Annotated in this window: 14 protein-coding genes; 5 read left to right on the top strand and 9 right to left on the bottom strand. The window is 70.1% G+C overall.

The window, feature by feature from the left end; translation table 11 throughout:
• Positions 1-34: 34 nt before the first annotated feature.
• On the bottom strand, positions 35-733 hold the full coding sequence (locus ACI2LP_RS19080; protein WP_404725645.1) for a LuxR C-terminal-related transcriptional regulator: 699 nt from the start codon (positions 731-733) through the stop codon (positions 35-37).
• Positions 730-2,022: a PspC domain-containing protein gene (locus ACI2LP_RS19075; RefSeq protein WP_404725644.1), complete on the bottom strand. Its 1,293-nt coding sequence runs from the start codon at positions 2,020-2,022 to the stop codon at positions 730-732. Before ACI2LP_RS19075 ends, ACI2LP_RS19080 begins: the two co-directional genes overlap by 4 nt.
• A 140-nt stretch (positions 2,023-2,162) precedes the next feature.
• Between ACI2LP_RS19075 and ACI2LP_RS19070 the strand changes: the two genes are divergently transcribed.
• Together ACI2LP_RS19070 and ACI2LP_RS19065 are read left to right on the top strand one after the other, a co-directional pair.
• Positions 2,163-3,455, top strand: coding sequence for a PspC domain-containing protein (locus tag ACI2LP_RS19070; protein ID WP_404725643.1), 1,293 nt, complete (start codon positions 2,163-2,165; stop codon positions 3,453-3,455).
• Positions 3,442-3,717 (top strand): hypothetical protein, encoded by a 276-nt coding sequence (locus tag ACI2LP_RS19065; RefSeq protein WP_404725642.1) that lies wholly within the window; start codon positions 3,442-3,444, stop codon positions 3,715-3,717. The genes ACI2LP_RS19070 and ACI2LP_RS19065 overlap by 14 nt, the downstream gene beginning before the upstream one ends.
• Here the strand turns inward: ACI2LP_RS19065 and ACI2LP_RS19060 are convergent.
• The 3 genes from ACI2LP_RS19060 to ACI2LP_RS19050 form a co-directional block, all read right to left on the bottom strand.
• Positions 3,624-4,145: a DoxX family protein gene (locus tag ACI2LP_RS19060; protein ID WP_404725641.1), complete on the bottom strand. Its 522-nt coding sequence runs from the start codon at positions 4,143-4,145 to the stop codon at positions 3,624-3,626. The genes ACI2LP_RS19065 and ACI2LP_RS19060 overlap by 94 nt on opposite strands.
• Positions 4,146-4,251: 106 nt before the next feature.
• Positions 4,252-5,493 carry a hypothetical protein gene (locus ACI2LP_RS19055; protein WP_404725640.1) on the bottom strand — a complete coding sequence of 414 codons (1,242 nt, stop codon included), beginning with the start codon at positions 5,491-5,493 and terminating at the stop codon, positions 4,252-4,254.
• 138 nt (positions 5,494-5,631) lie between these two features.
• The gene (locus ACI2LP_RS19050) at positions 5,632-6,435 is read right to left on the bottom strand and encodes a class II aldolase/adducin family protein (RefSeq protein ID WP_404725639.1); all 804 of its coding nucleotides are present in this window, start codon (positions 6,433-6,435) and stop codon (positions 5,632-5,634) included.
• A 69-nt stretch (positions 6,436-6,504) separates the two neighbouring features.
• On the opposite strand from ACI2LP_RS19050, the gene ACI2LP_RS19045 reads away from it, so the two are divergent.
• Positions 6,505-6,954 carry a cupin domain-containing protein gene (locus tag ACI2LP_RS19045; protein ID WP_404725638.1) on the top strand — a complete coding sequence of 150 codons (450 nt, stop codon included), beginning with the start codon at positions 6,505-6,507 and terminating at the stop codon, positions 6,952-6,954.
• Between the two features lie 5 nt (positions 6,955-6,959).
• Here the strand turns inward: ACI2LP_RS19045 and ACI2LP_RS19040 are convergent, their stop codons facing one another.
• Entirely contained in the window at positions 6,960-7,541 is a 582-nt protein-coding gene (locus tag ACI2LP_RS19040; protein WP_404725637.1) for a Uma2 family endonuclease, read from the bottom strand.
• 112 nt (positions 7,542-7,653) lie between these two features.
• Positions 7,654-9,252 (bottom strand): glutamine-hydrolyzing GMP synthase, encoded by a 1,599-nt coding sequence (guaA, locus tag ACI2LP_RS19035; protein ID WP_404725636.1) that lies wholly within the window; start codon positions 9,250-9,252, stop codon positions 7,654-7,656.
• A gap of 310 nt (positions 9,253-9,562) precedes the next feature.
• On the opposite strand from guaA, the gene ACI2LP_RS19030 reads away from it, so the two are divergent.
• Entirely contained in the window at positions 9,563-9,859 is a 297-nt protein-coding gene (locus ACI2LP_RS19030; RefSeq protein ID WP_404725635.1) for a chorismate mutase, read from the top strand.
• 779 nt (positions 9,860-10,638) lie between these two features.
• A complete protein-coding gene (locus ACI2LP_RS19025) occupies positions 10,639-11,625 on the top strand; it encodes a hypothetical protein (RefSeq protein ID WP_404725634.1) in 987 nt (328 codons plus the stop codon).
• 88 nt (positions 11,626-11,713) lie between these two features.
• Here the strand turns inward: ACI2LP_RS19025 and ACI2LP_RS19020 are convergent, their stop codons facing one another.
• Positions 11,714-13,522, bottom strand: a complete 1,809-nt coding sequence (locus ACI2LP_RS19020; RefSeq protein WP_404725633.1) for a GMC oxidoreductase — start codon at positions 13,520-13,522, stop codon at positions 11,714-11,716.
• 28 nt (positions 13,523-13,550) lie between these two features.
• Positions 13,551-15,167 (bottom strand): succinic semialdehyde dehydrogenase, encoded by a 1,617-nt coding sequence (locus tag ACI2LP_RS19015; RefSeq protein ID WP_404725632.1) that lies wholly within the window; start codon positions 15,165-15,167, stop codon positions 13,551-13,553.
• Positions 15,168-15,336: the final 169 nt, after the last annotated feature.

The following is a 15,336-nucleotide window of genomic DNA, read 5'->3' as shown; positions in this document are numbered from 1 at the left end:
GCCCGCCTATGTACCGGTTACCTCACAACGGGGCCTAAACCAGCCGTCGAGCGGTCGCCCATCGCGTCAATTCGTGCCGGTTCGAGAGCTGCAGCTTCCGCAGTACGGCGGACACATGCGACTCGACCGTCTTCACCGAGATGAACAGTTGCTTCGCGATTTCCTTGTACGCGTATCCGCGCGCGATCAGCCGCAGCACTTCGCGCTCGCGCTGAGTGAGCCGATCCAGGTCCTCGTCCACAGGCGGCGCGTCCGTCGAGGCGAAGGCGTCCAGTACGAAGCCCGCCAGGCGCGGCGAGAAGACCGCGTCGCCGTCCTGCACCCGGAAGATCGAGTCGACCAGGTCGGTACCCGTGATCGTCTTGGTGACATAGCCGCGGGCGCCGCCCCGGATCACCCCGATGACGTCCTCGGCGGCGTCCGAGACGGACAGCGCCAGGAACCGCACGGGATCCTCCGCCGCCGCCATCAGCGAGGCGCAGCGGCGCAGCACCTCCACCCCGCCGCCGCCCGGCAGATGCACGTCCAGCAGCACGACTTCGGGCCGCGTCGCCGTGATCACGGTGACCGCCTGGTCGACGTCGGCGGCCTCGCCGACCACCTCGACGCCGGTGCGGTCGGTCTGGCCGATTTCGGCCTGCACTCCGGTGCGGAACATCCGGTGGTCGTCGACGAGCACAACCCGTACGTGCCGCCCGGCAGTCTCTCCCGCAGCCTCGTTCTCGGTGGTCATTCGCCCGCCCTCTCCATCTCCAGCTCGACCTCGGTGCCCCCGCCGGGCACCGAGCGAAGCCGTGCCGTCCCGCCGTTGCGCTGCATCCGGCCGATGATCGATTCTCTTACGCCCATACGGTCCTGGGGCACCGAATCCGGATCGAATCCGGGTCCTCTGTCGCGTACGGAGACGAAGACCGTACGACCCTCGACCTCCGCGTAGACCTGGACGGCCCCGCCCTCGCCACCGTACTTCGCCGCATTGACCATCGCCTCGCGTGCGGCTTGCATCTGTGCGGCCAGTTTCTCGTCCAGCGGGCAGTCGCCGACGACCACGACCTCCAGCGGGACACCGTGCTTGTCCTCGACCTCGGCGGCGGCCTTCTTCACCGCCTCGGCGAGGGTGTCCGGTTCCTCGTCCTCGTCCTTGCCGGTGCCCTCCGGCTTGTAGAGCCAGTTGCGCAGCTCGCGCTCCTGGGCGCGGGCGAGGCGGCGCACCTCCGACGCCTCGTCGGCGTTCCGCTGGATCAGGGTGAGGGTGTGCAGTACGGAGTCATGGACGTGGGCCGCGACCTCGGCACGTTCCTGGGCCCGGATGCGCATCGTCCGCTCCTCCGAGAGGTCCTGGGTCATCCGCACCAGCCAGGGCCCGGCGAGCAGGGCCATTCCCGCGATGACGGCTATCGCCGCGGTCAGTACGTTGCCGAGCTGGGCGGCGGAGCCGCGCACCACTATGAAGACGGTCAGTCCCATGCCGACCAGCGCCACACCCGCGAGCGCGCGGCCGAGCTGCAGCAGTCTGCGGCGGCGGCCCACTTCGGTCCAGCGGGCGCGCCGGGCGTTGTCCGCCTGCCGCCACACCAGCACCACACCGGCGCCGACCAGCAGGATCGGCCAGATATAGCGGTTGGCGTTGCCGCCCATGTTCACATTGCCGACGAAAATCGCCGCGCCGATCATCAGCGCGACCATGGCGAACAGCTGCCCCTTGTCGGGCTTGCGCAGCCGGCGCCGGCCGTCGGCGGTGGCCTCGAAGACGGAACGCGGCTCGGCGGTCCGGCCCCCCACCCCGAGCGGCACGACGATCCAGAACACCGCGTACAGCAGCACACCGAGGCCGTCGGCCATGAACAGGCCGAGGAAGACGAGACGTACCCAGATGACGGGCAGGCCCAGATGTCCGGCGAGGCCGCGCGCCACGCCGCCGAGCATCCGGCCGTCGGCGCTGCGGTACAGCTTGCGCAGCGGCTGCTCCTCCGGCACGGGGGCGCGGGAGGAACCGGCGGGTCGGGGCGTGACGACTGGCATGCCCCGATCGTCACATGCACGGGCAGGCCGCGGTATCAGGGGCGTCCCCCAAACCGACCCTGAGAGCAGGGGCCGATATCAGGGAAGTGCCAGGGTCGGCCCGGGTGCCACGGCGGCGCGGGGCCCGTCACCATGGACGTATGACTCAGCCGACCACTCCGCCTCAGGTGCAGCCGGACGCGCCGCCCGAGGCGTACCTGCGCCGCGCCCCGGACCAGAAGGTGGTGGCGGGTGTCTGCGGCGGTCTCGGCCGGTACTGCGACATCGACCCGGTGATCTTCCGGATCGTGATCGGCGTGCTCTCCGTGACCGGTGGCCTCGGCCTGATCTTCTACGGCTTCGCCTGGCTGCTGATCCCTTATGAGGGCGAGGACGAGAACGAGGTGCGCAGGCTGCTCTCGGGCCGCGTCGAGGGCGCGTCGCTGACCGCCGTCTTTCTCGCCCTGATCGGCTGCGGAGTGTTTCTCACGATGCTGAGCAACGGCGGGATGCTCGCCTTCGCCGCCATGCTCTCCATCGCGGTCGTCGGCGCGGCCGTGTGGTCGCAGCGGCGCCGGATCGCCGCGCCCGACGGCGCCGCGCTGGATCCGGCGACGGCACACGCGGTGGCCGAGGCGCCGCCCGAGACGAAGGCTCCGCCCACGCCCGGCAGCCCTTCGTGGTGGCGCGACCCGATCGTGAAGGACGGCACGACGGGCCCGGTGGCGACCGGCTATCTGTGGGGCCCGGAGGAGGCGACGGCCGAGGCGGCCGCTGCGCCGCCCCGGCGGCGTACGCCGGCTGCGCCCCCGCAGACGCGCGGCCCGCGCGGTATCGGCGGCATGGTCTTTCTCAACGCTCTGGTGGCGGGCGGCCTGGGTACCGGGCTCAGCTGGGACGGCCATCCGCTGGGCACAAGCCTGCAGATCGGTCTGGTCTGCGCGCTGGCGGTGTTCGGCTTGGGTCTGCTGGTCAGCTCGCTGCTCGGCCGTACCGGCTTCGGCACGATCCTGATGACGGCGGTCACGGCGGTGCTGCTGGCGGGCGCCGCGGCCCTGCCCAAGGAGATCAGCACCCACTGGGTGCGTACGGACTGGAAGCCTGCCTCCGTCGCCGCCGTCCAGCAGCGCTACGAACTCGGCTCCGGCGTCGCCACGCTGGACCTGTCCTCCCTCGCCGTACCCAAGGGGCAGACGGTGTCGACGAGGGCGGAGGTCGGGGCCGGACAGCTGAAGGTCGTGGTGCCGAAGGACGCACCGGTGAAGCTGTGGGCCGAGGCGGGCTTCGGCGACATCCGCCTCCCCGACGACGCGGCGAACGACATCGACGTCGCCCCCGGACAGGAGCGGCAGCTGACGCTGCCCGCGCCCGCCGGCGCGAAGCCGTCGGGCACTGTGGAGCTCCGTCTCGAAATCGGCATCGGACAGGTGGAGGTGACCCGTGCCGCGTCGTGAATTCCGGCATGGCTTCCGGCCGGGCAAGCTGGTCGCGGGCGTGGCGGTGCTGGCCGCGGCGCTGCTGTACGCGGGCGACGCGGCCGGCTCCTGGCAGACACCCTGGTTCGTGGTCTTCCCGGTCGTCTTCGGCGGTCTGTTCCTGGCCGGGGCGGTGACCTGGGTGCACTACGGCATTCGGCGCCGCCGGTCGGCCAGCAGGGCGTCGAGGGAGAACACCGCGGCACCGGCGAGCACCAACGGCAGCCAGGCCATCAGATAGGCGAGGTCATTGCCGTAGTAGTAGGGCTCGGTCTGCCAGCTCACCGTCAGCCACAGGCTCAGCGAGATGAGCGCGCCGCCGAGCGCGGCGAGCCGGGCCAGCAGCCCGACAAGGGTGCCGATGCCCACGGCGAGCTCACCGAAGGCGATCGCGTAGCCGAAGCCCTCGGGGCTCTTGAGCGCAAGGTCGACAAGGGCGGGCACGGCGGAGGTGTCGCGCACGCTGCGCATCAGATCGCCGATGGAGCCGTTCCCGCTCGCGGCCAGGAACTGGCTGTCCGTGAGCTTGTCGATGCCCGCATAAATGAAGGTCACGCCGAGGAAGATGCGCAGCGGCAGCAGGGCGTAACGACTTGCCCGCTCCCTGAGGCCGCCGCGCCCGCCGTCGACCGTGCCGTAGGTGGACGTCGTCCGATATGTGTGTGTCATTACTGGTCCCGCCTTCGGGTAGACCCGTCAACTGACCATACGTACGACGAAGCCGCCCGGCTCACCAGGCATGCGGCTCACTCTGTGACAACCGCCCGGGCAGCGGTCAGTCCGTCACCTCGATGCGGCAGCTGTTGCTCTCCAGGCCGGCCGCGGTCACCACCTGGATGTCCACCTGCCCCGGCTCGACCTCAGCCGGGACCGGCACGGTGAGCACCGTGTCCGAAGGGTTGGCGAAGCCGCCGGGCACCGGGATCAGCGGGACATGGACGTGCACCGCACCGATCCGTACGACCAGACGGGCGAGCCGGTCGGGAGCGCCCGCGCCCGGCGGCACAAAGCCCGAGCCGCGGATCTCGATGTCGTCACCGGTGCGGATGGGGGCGTCCAGATCGCCCACCTCACGGGCCCGGACGACCGAGAGCACGACGGGCCGGCCGCCCTCCGCGTACTTTCCGGCGAAGTACGTCGCCGCCGAGACCGCCACCAGCAGCGCGAGCCCCCACGGCAGATCGGGCAGCTGCTCGGGCCGGCGGGCCAGCCGTACCAGCGCGAAGACCACCGCGACGGCGTTCACCAGCGCGTACTGGGCATCGGCGAAGCTGCCGCGGCCGCCGTCGTCGCAGAGCAGATCGGCGAGACGGGGGCGGTCGGCGCGCACCTTCTGCAACCGCTGGCCGACGACGCGTACGGCCACCACGCGGCGTACGACGACGGCGATCGCGCACACGAGCGCGAGGACGGAGAGCATGCCCGCGCCCCGGGCCAGGTCGAGCCCTTCGATCAGCGCGTCCCGGTCGGCGGGGGCGGAGGCCCCGGCGAGCTGAAGGGCGAGCACCAGCACCGCGAAGACGATCAGGAGTACCCAGGCGGCGGCGACGGCGCGTGAGGTGGAGAGGCGGTTGTCCTCGCCGATCAGCGGGGCGAGCACCCCGCCGCGCTCCCGGTGCAGCCGGGCGGCCGCGGTCAGCAGAGCGCCGACGGCCACCACGGCGAGCAGCCCGGCCGTCCGGCTTCCGGTCCAGCCCGCGCCGATCGCGGTCACGGCCTGTCCGAGCGCCAGCGCGACGACGCCCGCCCACACGGCGAACAGCGAGCGCCGCCACACCAGTTGGAGCCAGGCCTCACCCGCCAGGCGGCTGCGGTCGGCGACGGCGCGGGCCGACTGGGTCAGCTCGTCGGACACCCACTGGCGCGAGGCGCCGGGCGAGTGGGCGACGGCGGCGGGCAGCCCCTGCCCGGCGGCCAGCTCGTCCCGCTTGGCGAGGAAGGCGGCCACGGCCCGCCTATGCCCTTCCCGTCCGCCGTGCGTGCATTCGTCACACTGTCCTGCTTCTTGCACCGCCACGACCGACGCCGCCTTCCCCGCCCCGTACCGAGTGAACTTCCCAGTAATTCATGGGAATTGTGCCGTACGAGAGGGGCGCACACTCCGGCGCAGGAGGCCACAGAGGGTGAACGTGCCGCCACTCGATTGACTGCGCGCCTATTGAAGCAGCTCGGGCTCCGCGCGGCTGATCTGCCGCCACAACGGCTGGTAGTTGATCCACGCGACCAGATCGCTGCCGAGCTGCTCGCGCGTGGCCATCGCGTCCCGCTGCTCGATCATCACCGGCTTGCCCGCGGCCCGCGCCGCGAGCTGCACCTGGGCGCAGCGCTCCATGGAGATGAACCACCAGGCCGCCGCGTCGACCGAGTCGCCGACCGTCAGCAGCCCGTGATTGCGCAGGATCACGGCCTTGTACGCGCCGAGTGCGTCCGCGATCCGCCGCCCCTCCGCCTCGTCGACGACCACCCCGGTGTACGCGTCGACCAGCGCGTGATCCTCGTAGAAGGCGCAGGCCTCCTGCGTGATCGGCTCGATCAGCTCACCGAGCGCGGCCAGCGCCCGCCCGTGCACCGAGTGGGTGTGCGCGACGGCGACGACGTCGGGCCGGACGCGGTGCACCTGCGCGTGTACGGCGAACGCCGCCTGGTTGACGTGGTGGCGGCCCACGACGACCTGCCCGGCCTCGTTGACCAGGACCAGGTCACCGGCCGTGACATGCGCGAACGGCACGCCGAAGGGATTCACCCAGAAGCAGTCGGTGAACTCCGGGTCCCGCGCGGTGATATGGCCGGAAACCCCCTCCTCGTAACCGAACCGCCCGAAGAGCCGCAGTGCCCCGGCGAGCCGCTGCTTGCGGTACGCCCGCTCGTCCACCAGCGACTCGTGCACGGGCGGCATGGCGAATCGCAACTGCTCGACGGGGACGGGGGCGGGCGACACACTGATGGCCGGATCGGTCATGGCCGGGAAGCTACCTCCGGGTACCGCAAGTGACCAGAGACTTCACGCACCTTGTACGAGAATGCGCTCATGACCGACACGACATCTGAGCTGGTCCAGCTCCTCGGCCTCGAACGACACGTGGAGGGCGGCTGGTTCCGGGAGACCTGGAAGACCGCGGGCTCGACGACCCCGCCCGGCTACCCGGGCCCCCGCGCGTACGCCACCGGCATCTACTTCCTGCTGCATCCCGGCGAGAGGTCGCGCTGGCACCGCGTACGCTCCGACGAACTCTGGCTCTGGCACCGCGGCGGCCCGCTCCAGCTCCACCTCGGCGGCTCGGACAACGAGCCGGGCGAAGCCAGGACCCTGACGCTGGGTCCCTCGGTCGAGGCGGGCGAACAGCCACAGCTCCTGGTCCCCGCGGGCGTCTGGCAGTCGGCGGACCCGGCGGGCACGGAGCCGGTGCTGGTCAGTTGCATCGTGGCGCCGGGGTTCCACTACGACGACTTCGAACTGGAGAAGCCCGAAGAGAGCTGACGGGGCTACAGGTTGTCGATCTCCGCCAGATCGATGTCGATGGTGAAGGGAACGGAGAGCTTGAGCCGGTCGTGGTGGATGCCGGAGGGGGCGTACGCCTTCGTCGCCGGGTCCAATTCGTAGACGTACACGACCGGGCGGCCGCCCTCGCCGTACTCCACCCGCCAAAAGTGCGGGATGCCCGCCTCCGCGTACAGCTGCGGCTTGCGCTTGCGGTCGCGCTCCTCCGAGTCCGGTGACACCGTCTCGACTACGAGTACGACATCCTTCGCGTTGTAATGCGTCTCGTTTGAACTGGTCACAGCCTCCGCCCGAATCACCGAGACGTCCGGCTCCGGCCCCTGGCGCTTGTTGATCACCACAGTCATCTCCCGCCGCACCCGCAGGTCATCGGGCACCGTCCTGCGCAGGCCATACATCAACAGGTCGTTCACCAAACTGTGAAAACTCCTCTGCGGACTCACGAAGACCAGGCTCCCGTCGATCAACTCCGTGTGCGGCGGGAGGTCGGGCAGCGTCAGCAGGTCGTCCACGGTGTAACCGTCCTGCGGCGGCACCGGCCAGGGGTGCGCGATCTCAGCGGTCATGGTTCCTCCCATGGACGGGATTCTGGGCCGTACGGTCAGCGTACCCAGCCCATACGCCAACGCCGCCACTCAAACGAATGAGCGACGGCGTCGACGTTGACCTAGAGAAAGGTCACTCCCACTCGATCGTGCCCGGCGGCTTGCTGGTCACATCCAGCACCACGCGGTTGACGTCGGCCACCTCGTTGGTGATCCGCGTCGAGATCTTCGCCAGCACGTCGTACGGCATCCGCGTCCAGTCCGCCGTCATCGCGTCCTCGGACGAGACGGGCCGGAGCACGATCGGGTGGCCGTACGTACGCCCGTCGCCCTGCACGCCCACCGACCGCACATCGGCGAGCAGCACCACCGGGCACTGCCAGATGTCACGGTCCAGACCGGCCGCCGTCAGCTCCTCGCGGGCGATCGCGTCCGCCTCGCGCAGCAGGTCGAGCCGGTCCTTGGTCACCTCGCCGACGATACGGATGCCAAGGCCCGGGCCCGGGAAGGGCTGGCGCTGGACGATCTCCTCCGGCAGGCCGAGCTCCTGGCCGACCATCCGGACCTCGTCCTTGAACAGCTTGCGCAGCGGCTCGACGAGCTCGAACTCGAGGTCCTCGGGCAGGCCGCCGACGTTGTGGTGGGACTTGATGTTCGCGGTGCCGGTGCCGCCGCCGGACTCGACCACGTCCGGGTAGAGCGTGCCCTGCACCAGGAACGCGACGTCCTCGCCGTGCGCGGCCTCGGCGATGATCTCGGCCTGCGCCTGCTCGAAGACCCGGATGAACTCGCGTCCGATGGTCTTGCGCTTCTCCTCGGGGTCGGAGACCCCGGCCAGCGCGTTCAGGAACCGCTCCTGCGCGTCGACGACCTTCAGCTGCACGCCGGTCGCCGCGACGAAGTCCTTCTCGACCTGCTCGGTCTCGCCCTTGCGCATCAGGCCGTGGTCGACGTACACGCAGGTCAGCTGAGAGCCGATGGCCTTCTGCACCAGCGCGGCCGCGACCGCGGAGTCGACTCCGCCGGACAGCCCGCAGATGGCCCGCTTGCTGCCGACCTGCTCGCGGATCACCGCGACCTGCTCCTCGATGACATTGCCGGTGGTCCAGGTCGGCTCGATGCCGGCGCCCCGGTAGAGGAAGTGCTCCAGGACCTGCTGGCCGTAGGTGGAGTGCATCACCTCGGGGTGGTGCTGCACGCCGTACAGCTTCTTCTCGTCGTTCTCGAAGGCCGCGACCGGCACGACGTCCGTGGACGCGGTGACGGTGAAGCCCTCGGGAGCCGCCGAGCAGGCGTCGCCGTGGGACATCCACACCGACTGCTCGGCCGGGGTGCCCTCGAAGAGCGTGGAGCCGGTCTTGGAGACATGCAGCGGCGTACGGCCGTACTCGCGCGCGCCCGTGTTGTCGACGGTGCCGCCGAGCGTCGTCGCCATCAGCTGGAAGCCGTAGCACATGCCGAAGACCGGGACCCCGGCCTCGAAGAGCTCGCGGTCCAGGCGCGGGGCGCCTTCCGCATACACGGAGGAGGGGCCGCCGGAGAGGATGATCGCCTTCGGCTTCTTGGCCAGCATCTCGGCCACCGGCATCGTGGACGGGACGATCTCGCTGTAGACCCGGGCCTCACGGACGCGGCGGGCGATGAGCTGGGCGTACTGCGCGCCGAAGTCGACAACGAGGACTACGTCCGGGTTGGAGTGGTCTGGCGCGGCAGCGGGGGACGCTGATGACACTGGCGGCCTTCCGGCGGTGGGAGGGGGTCGGTTCTGCCGATTCTACCGGCGTGGCGGGGCCGCTTTTCGTCTCACCATCCGAACCAGGCTTTGGCCAGGGTCGGCGGGCGGTCCATACTGCTCCCATGCACAAGCAGCTGACCTTCGTCTTTACCTATGGCACCGGCCCGTCCGGCTGCCATGGTCGTGCTGCTTGAGCCACTGACAAGCAACTTCCCAGGCGCCCCGGGCCGACAAGGCCCGGGGCGTTCTGTCATCTCCGGGCACTGTCGCTCCGGGGCCGCCGCCCCGACACAAGGAGCCCTCAGACATGACCGTCACGGAGAAGACCGTCACCGAGAAGACCGGCGCCCGTACCGAAGAGGCCGCGGATCTGATCACCGGCGCGCGCGAGCGGATCGACGCACTCGACGACCGGATCATCGGTCTCGTACAGGAACGGATGGCGGTCTCGGCCGTCATCCAGGAGGCGCGCATCTCCTCCGGCGGCCGCCGGGTCAATCTGTCGCGCGAGATGGAGGTTCTCGGCCATTTCCGCGACGCGCTCGGAAAGCCGGGAACGGCGCTCGCGATGACGCTGCTCGAGCTCTGCCGGGGCCGGATCTGAGGCCGTATCTGAGTTCGGGCGCATCCTCACCCGTACGGCACGTGACCGGGCCCGGCGGGGCTTCGTTGGTACCGGTGACCGTGCCAGCCAGGTGCGGACCTCGAAGAAAACCACGCGTGGCTCCGCTGGAGCGTGTGACGTACTGCAGGTACGTCGTGGGACCTCGCCCCAGCGTGCGTGACCGGTCGGCAGGGGACAGCAGCCCGGTCACCCCAAGGGCGGTCGGCTCCGGGGACGCCCGGGGCCGACCGCATCCGGTCGAAACGGTTGCGCACTGCGCAGCCGGTCCAGCACGATGCCAAGACAGGCGCGTCCCTCTGCGCCACCACAACTGCCAAAGGTCGATACCACCCGTGCGCCGCGAGTGCGCCGGGTCGGCGACCCTCCCAAAGCGGCGCTACCCCCCGGCGCCGCACCTCGGCACCGGCGCCGCCCTGACGTCGGTGCTGACGGCCAAGGGCCCTGCGGATCATGCGTCCGCGGGGCCCTTGCTCTGGGACGCCCGCATGCACGGGTCAGGTGCGCGAGACCGAACGGCAGCCGACCTCCTGCTCGCGTCGCCTCGCAGGCGCTGCCGACTCAAGGCCGGGACGGCATGTGACGCGGGACACATAAGTTTTCTGTGAAAGCGGGGGCAACCATTCCGGCCATTCACAGGTCATCTATGCGTACCAACGGCCCCACCCGTGCACCCCCACCTCGGACGGCCTCCAGATTCCGTGCCGCGTCAAGTGGTACGCCGGACTTCACTGAGGTCTTTAATGAAGCTTCGCCGCGCTATGGCCGTCGCTGCAGCGACTGCTGTCATAGCACCCGTCGCGCTCCTGTCGGCTCCGGCCGCGTTCGCGACGGAAACCCCGACGGCCGAGACGTCGCCGTCGGCCGAGGCGCCGAGCAGCCCGGCCGCGACGCCGAGCGGCCCCTCGGACGCCCCGAGCACTGCGGCGGCGACGCCGAGCGTCGCGTCGGACGCTCCGAGCACCCCGGCGGCGGGCAACAGCACAGCCCCCAGCACCGCCCCGTCCACCACCGCGCCGAGCCCGTCGGCCAGCGCTCCGGACGAGTTCCCGTGCGACGTGGACGCCGAGCCGTCGTTCGACAAGAACCTGCAGACCAGCCTCAGCGGCCTGCCGTCGAAGATCGTCGCGGGTAGCGGCTTCCACCAGTTCAAGCTGAACGTCAACAACAAGGGCAAGAACAGCTACAAGCGCGTGGACCTCGGCGTCTTCGCCGCTCAGGTCGACGAGGACACCTGGAACGAGGTCACCGGCCACCTCTCCCTCCAGTACAAGGACCCCGAGTCCGGCGAGTGGACCGACATCTCCCTCGATGTGAACGACGAGGGAGCCGGTTACCTCGGCTACACCGACGTCAAGGCGAAGGAGTCCTTCTCCATCGACCTGCGCCTCAGCGTCGACAAGACCGCCCCGGCCGGCTTCGGCTACGCCATCAGCATCGGCATCTACGCCGACGACAAGGGCAACTGCGTCTTCTCCGACGACGAGTCGTACTACGAGTTCGACATCCTCGCCGCCGACAGCGAGCCCGGTGACGTCGACGACGCGGAGCCGCAGGAGGGTGGCAAGAAGCCGGTGCCGTCGAAGCCGGCCGGCAACACGCAGATCCAGCCGCAGGGCAACCTCGCGACCACCGGTTCCAGCTCCATGCTGCCGACCGTCGGGATCGCCGGTGGCATCGCCATCGTCGCCGGTGCCGGTGTCGTCTTCGCGATGAAGCGCCGCCGCAGCGGTGACGCCACCGCGTAACACCAGGCCCGCAAAGCCAGAAGGCCGCTGCACTCGGAGGGGGGTGCAGCGGCCTTCGCCCGTTCCCGTTTGGCCAGACGGCGCGGGCCTACTTCTTCGGCGGGACCGCCGGCATCCCCAGGAACGGCAGCTTCAGCGCGCCGAAGGCCGATTCAGGGACCGCCGGGGACTTCGGTGCGATCGCCGAGAGCCGTTCGTACTCCGCCCCCTGCGCCGGGCGCGCGTCCTCCTCGCCCTTGTTGGGCCAGAACGACATCGCCCGCTCCGCCTGCGCCGTGATTGTCAGCGAGGGGTTCACGCCCAGGTTCGCCGAGACCGCCGCGCCGTCCACGACCGAGATGCCCGGGTGGCCGTACAGCCGGTGGTACGGGTCGATGACGCCCGCTTCCGCGGACGAACCGATCGGACAGCCGCCCAGGAAGTGCGCGGTCAGCGGGGTGCCCATCAGTTCACCGATGTTCGAGCCCGCGAAGCCGTTGATCTCCTCGGCGAGCAGGGAGGCCGCGCGGGTCGCCTCCGCGATCTGGTTCGGATTGGGCGCGCCGTGGCCCTGGCGGGCGGTGAGCAGGCCCTTGCCGATGCCCTTCGACTTGCGGTATGTGGTCAGCGAGTTGTCCAGCGACTGCATGACAAGACCGATGATGGTCCGCTCCGACCAGCGGCGGTTCGAGAGCGAGCGGAGAGAAAGCAGTGGGTGGCGCGCGCAGTTGCCGAGCCAGGACAGGACACGCCGTGAACTGTAGGGGACCTGGAGAACCGTCATGCCACCCATCGCGTTCGAGCCCTTGCCGTAGCGGACCGGCTCGATATGGGTGTTCTCGTCGGGGTGGATCGAGGACGTGATCGCGACTCCGCGCGTGAAGTCGACCTTCTCCGCGCCGTGCCGCTTGCGGTAGCGCCGGTTGTCGGTCTGCGCCCCCACCACTGCCTCGGAGTTGGTACGGGTCAGCTCGCCGAGCCGCGCCGAGATACGCGGCAGCAGGCCGCCGTCCTTCATCCGGTGCAGGAGGGTCTGGGTGCCGTAGGTGCCCGCGGCGATGACGACGCGCTGAGCGGTGAACGTACGGCCCTTCCCCTTGCGCTTGTTGTCGCTCGGGAGGGTCTGCACGGCGAAGCCGCCCCGCGAGTCCTCCGTGACGGTGACGACCGACGTCATCGGGTGGATGACCGCGCCCGCCTTCTCGGCCAGATAGAGATAGTTCTCGTTGAGAGTGTTCTTGGCGCCGTGGCGGCAGCCCGTCATGCACTCGCCGCACTCGGTACACGCCTTGCGGGACGGCCCGGCGCCGCCGAAGTAGGGGTCGGCGACCTCCGTCCCCGGCGCCGTCTTCGCCCTGCCGTCGGCGTCGTCGCCGTCCCCGAAGAAGACTCCGACCGGCGCCAGGTGGAAGGTGTCGCCGATCCCCATGGCCTGTGCGGTCGCCTTGAGATGGACGTCCGAGGGCGTCATCGTCGGATTGAGCCGCACCCCGAGCATGCGCCGGGCCTGGTCGTAGTACGGCGTCAGCTCCTCCTGCCAGTCGGTGATGTCCTTCCACTGCGGGTCCTCGAAGAAGGGCTTCGGCGGTACGTAGAGGGTGTTGGCGTAGTTCAGCGAACCGCCGCCCACCCCCGCGCCCGCCAGCACCATCACATTGCCGAGCAGATGGATCCGCTGGATGCCGAAGAGGCCGAGGGCCGGGGCCCACAGGAAGTTACGCAGGTCCCAGGAGTTCTTGGGCAGCGTCTCGCGGGTGAAGCGGCGGCCCGCCTCCAGGACCCCGACCCGGTAGCCCTTCTCGGTCAGCCGCAGCGCGGAGACCGAGCCGCCGAAGCCCGAGCCGACGACGATGACGTCGTAGTCGTAGTCGTCGTTGAGCGAGTCGTCCTGATTCTGGGCAGGGGATACCTCGGGCATGGCTCTCCTCGGTGCGTAAGGGGCTGTGTCAGCGCAGGCGCAGGGCCTTCATCGCCTTCAGTGACCGGCTCATGAACGCCGCGTACTTCTCGTCGTCCATGCCCAGCGACGGGGCCAGCGGGAGCAGTCGCTGCTGGGCGACCGTCTGGGCCTCGGTGTACTTGAGAATGCCCTCCGAGCCGTGCCGCCGGCTGAGGCCGGAGTCCTTCATCCCGCCCATCGGGGACTGCACGCTGCCGTACGCCGGTGCATACCCCTCGTTGATGTTGACCGTACCGGTGCGCAGCTTCGCGGCGATGGCGTGGCCGCGGCGGCCGTCGCGCGTCCAGACGCTCGAATTCAGGCCGTACGGAGTCGCGTTGGCCTGCTCGACGACCTCGTCCTCGTCCTTGAAGCGGTAGATGGAGACGACAGGACCGAAGGTCTCCTCGGTGCAGACGGCCATCGGGGCCTCGACGCCGTCGAGGATGGTGGGCTCGTAGAACAGCGGGCCGATGTCGGGGCGGGCGACGCCGCCCGCGACGAGCGTCGCGCCCTTGGCGACGGCCTCCTCGACATGGCGGTTGACGGTCTCCAGCTGGCGCTCGCCGACGAGGGAGCCCATGTCGGCTCCGTACGCGAGGGACTTGCCGAGGCGCATCGCCTTCGTACGGGCGGCAAAGCGCTCGACGAACTCGTCCGCGATCGACTCGTGGACGTACAGCCGCTCGATGGAGATGCACAGCTGCCCGGCCGAGGAGAAGCAGGCGCGGACCGCTCCGGCCGCGGCCTTCTCTATGTCCGCGTCATGCAGCACCAGCATGGCGTTCTTGCCGCCGAGTTCGAGGGAGACGCCGATGAGGCGGGCCGCCGCGCCCTGGGCGACCTCGCGGCCGGTGCGCGTCGAGCCGGTGAAGGAGACATAGTCCGCGTGCTTGACGACCTCGGGGCCGACGACGGGGCCCTCGCCCAGGACCACTTGGAAGACCTCGGCGGGCAGGCCCGCCTCGATCAGCAGATCGCGGGCCCACAGGGCGGTCAGCGCGGTCTCCGTGTCGGGCTTCATCACGACGGCGTTCCCGGACACGAACGCGGGCAGCGCATCGCCGACGGAGAGCTCGAACGGGTAGTTCCACGGCGCGATCTGGCCGACGACACCGCGCGGCTGGCGCAGTTCGGTGGTCCTGGTGAGCACGGGTACGACGCCGGTGTGCCGCTTGGGCCTGAGATACGCAGGGGCCTTGCGGCCGTAGTGGCGGGCGGCGACCGCGACGGCCAGGACCTCTTCGTGCGCGTGCAGCCGGGCCTTGCCCGTCTCCAGCTGGATCAGGTCGAGCACCTCGGCCTGGCGCTCGAGTACGAGGTCGTGGAAGCGGAGCAGCACGGCGGCGCGGGCGCGGGCCGGGGTCGCGGCCCAGGCGGGCTGGGCGGCGCGGGCGCGCTCGAAGGCCTCCGCCACGTCCTCGGGTGTGGACTCGGGCAGGTCCGCCAGCTTCTCCCCGGTGAACGGGGTGTGGTTGGCGGTACGGCCGGACCCGATCACGCCGCGCGTGAGCTGGGCGACAACCTCGGGGGTGACCACGTCGGCTGCGGTGCGCGCACCGGCCGGGGCGGCGGCTGTCGGATTGGTGCCGAGGGCGGCGGCGGGGGCCTGCGAGTCCGTCATGGGGGCGAGAGTATGCGCCATCCGGAACTTTGGGTACCCGCCGGTAACGGCTTTTCACACGGCCCTCACCACCGTGCCAGCGATCGCTGGCAGATAAGCCCTGATCAGGGGCTCGTCTCCGCTTTTCCGAGCTTCAGACAGTTTTCGGAGCTTCAGACGGTCGCGCACA

Source organism: Streptomyces sp. NPDC019890 (assembly GCF_044903445.1).
Taxonomy (GTDB): domain Bacteria; phylum Actinomycetota; class Actinomycetes; order Streptomycetales; family Streptomycetaceae; genus Streptomyces.
This window is presented reverse-complemented; position numbering and strand designations above follow the sequence as displayed.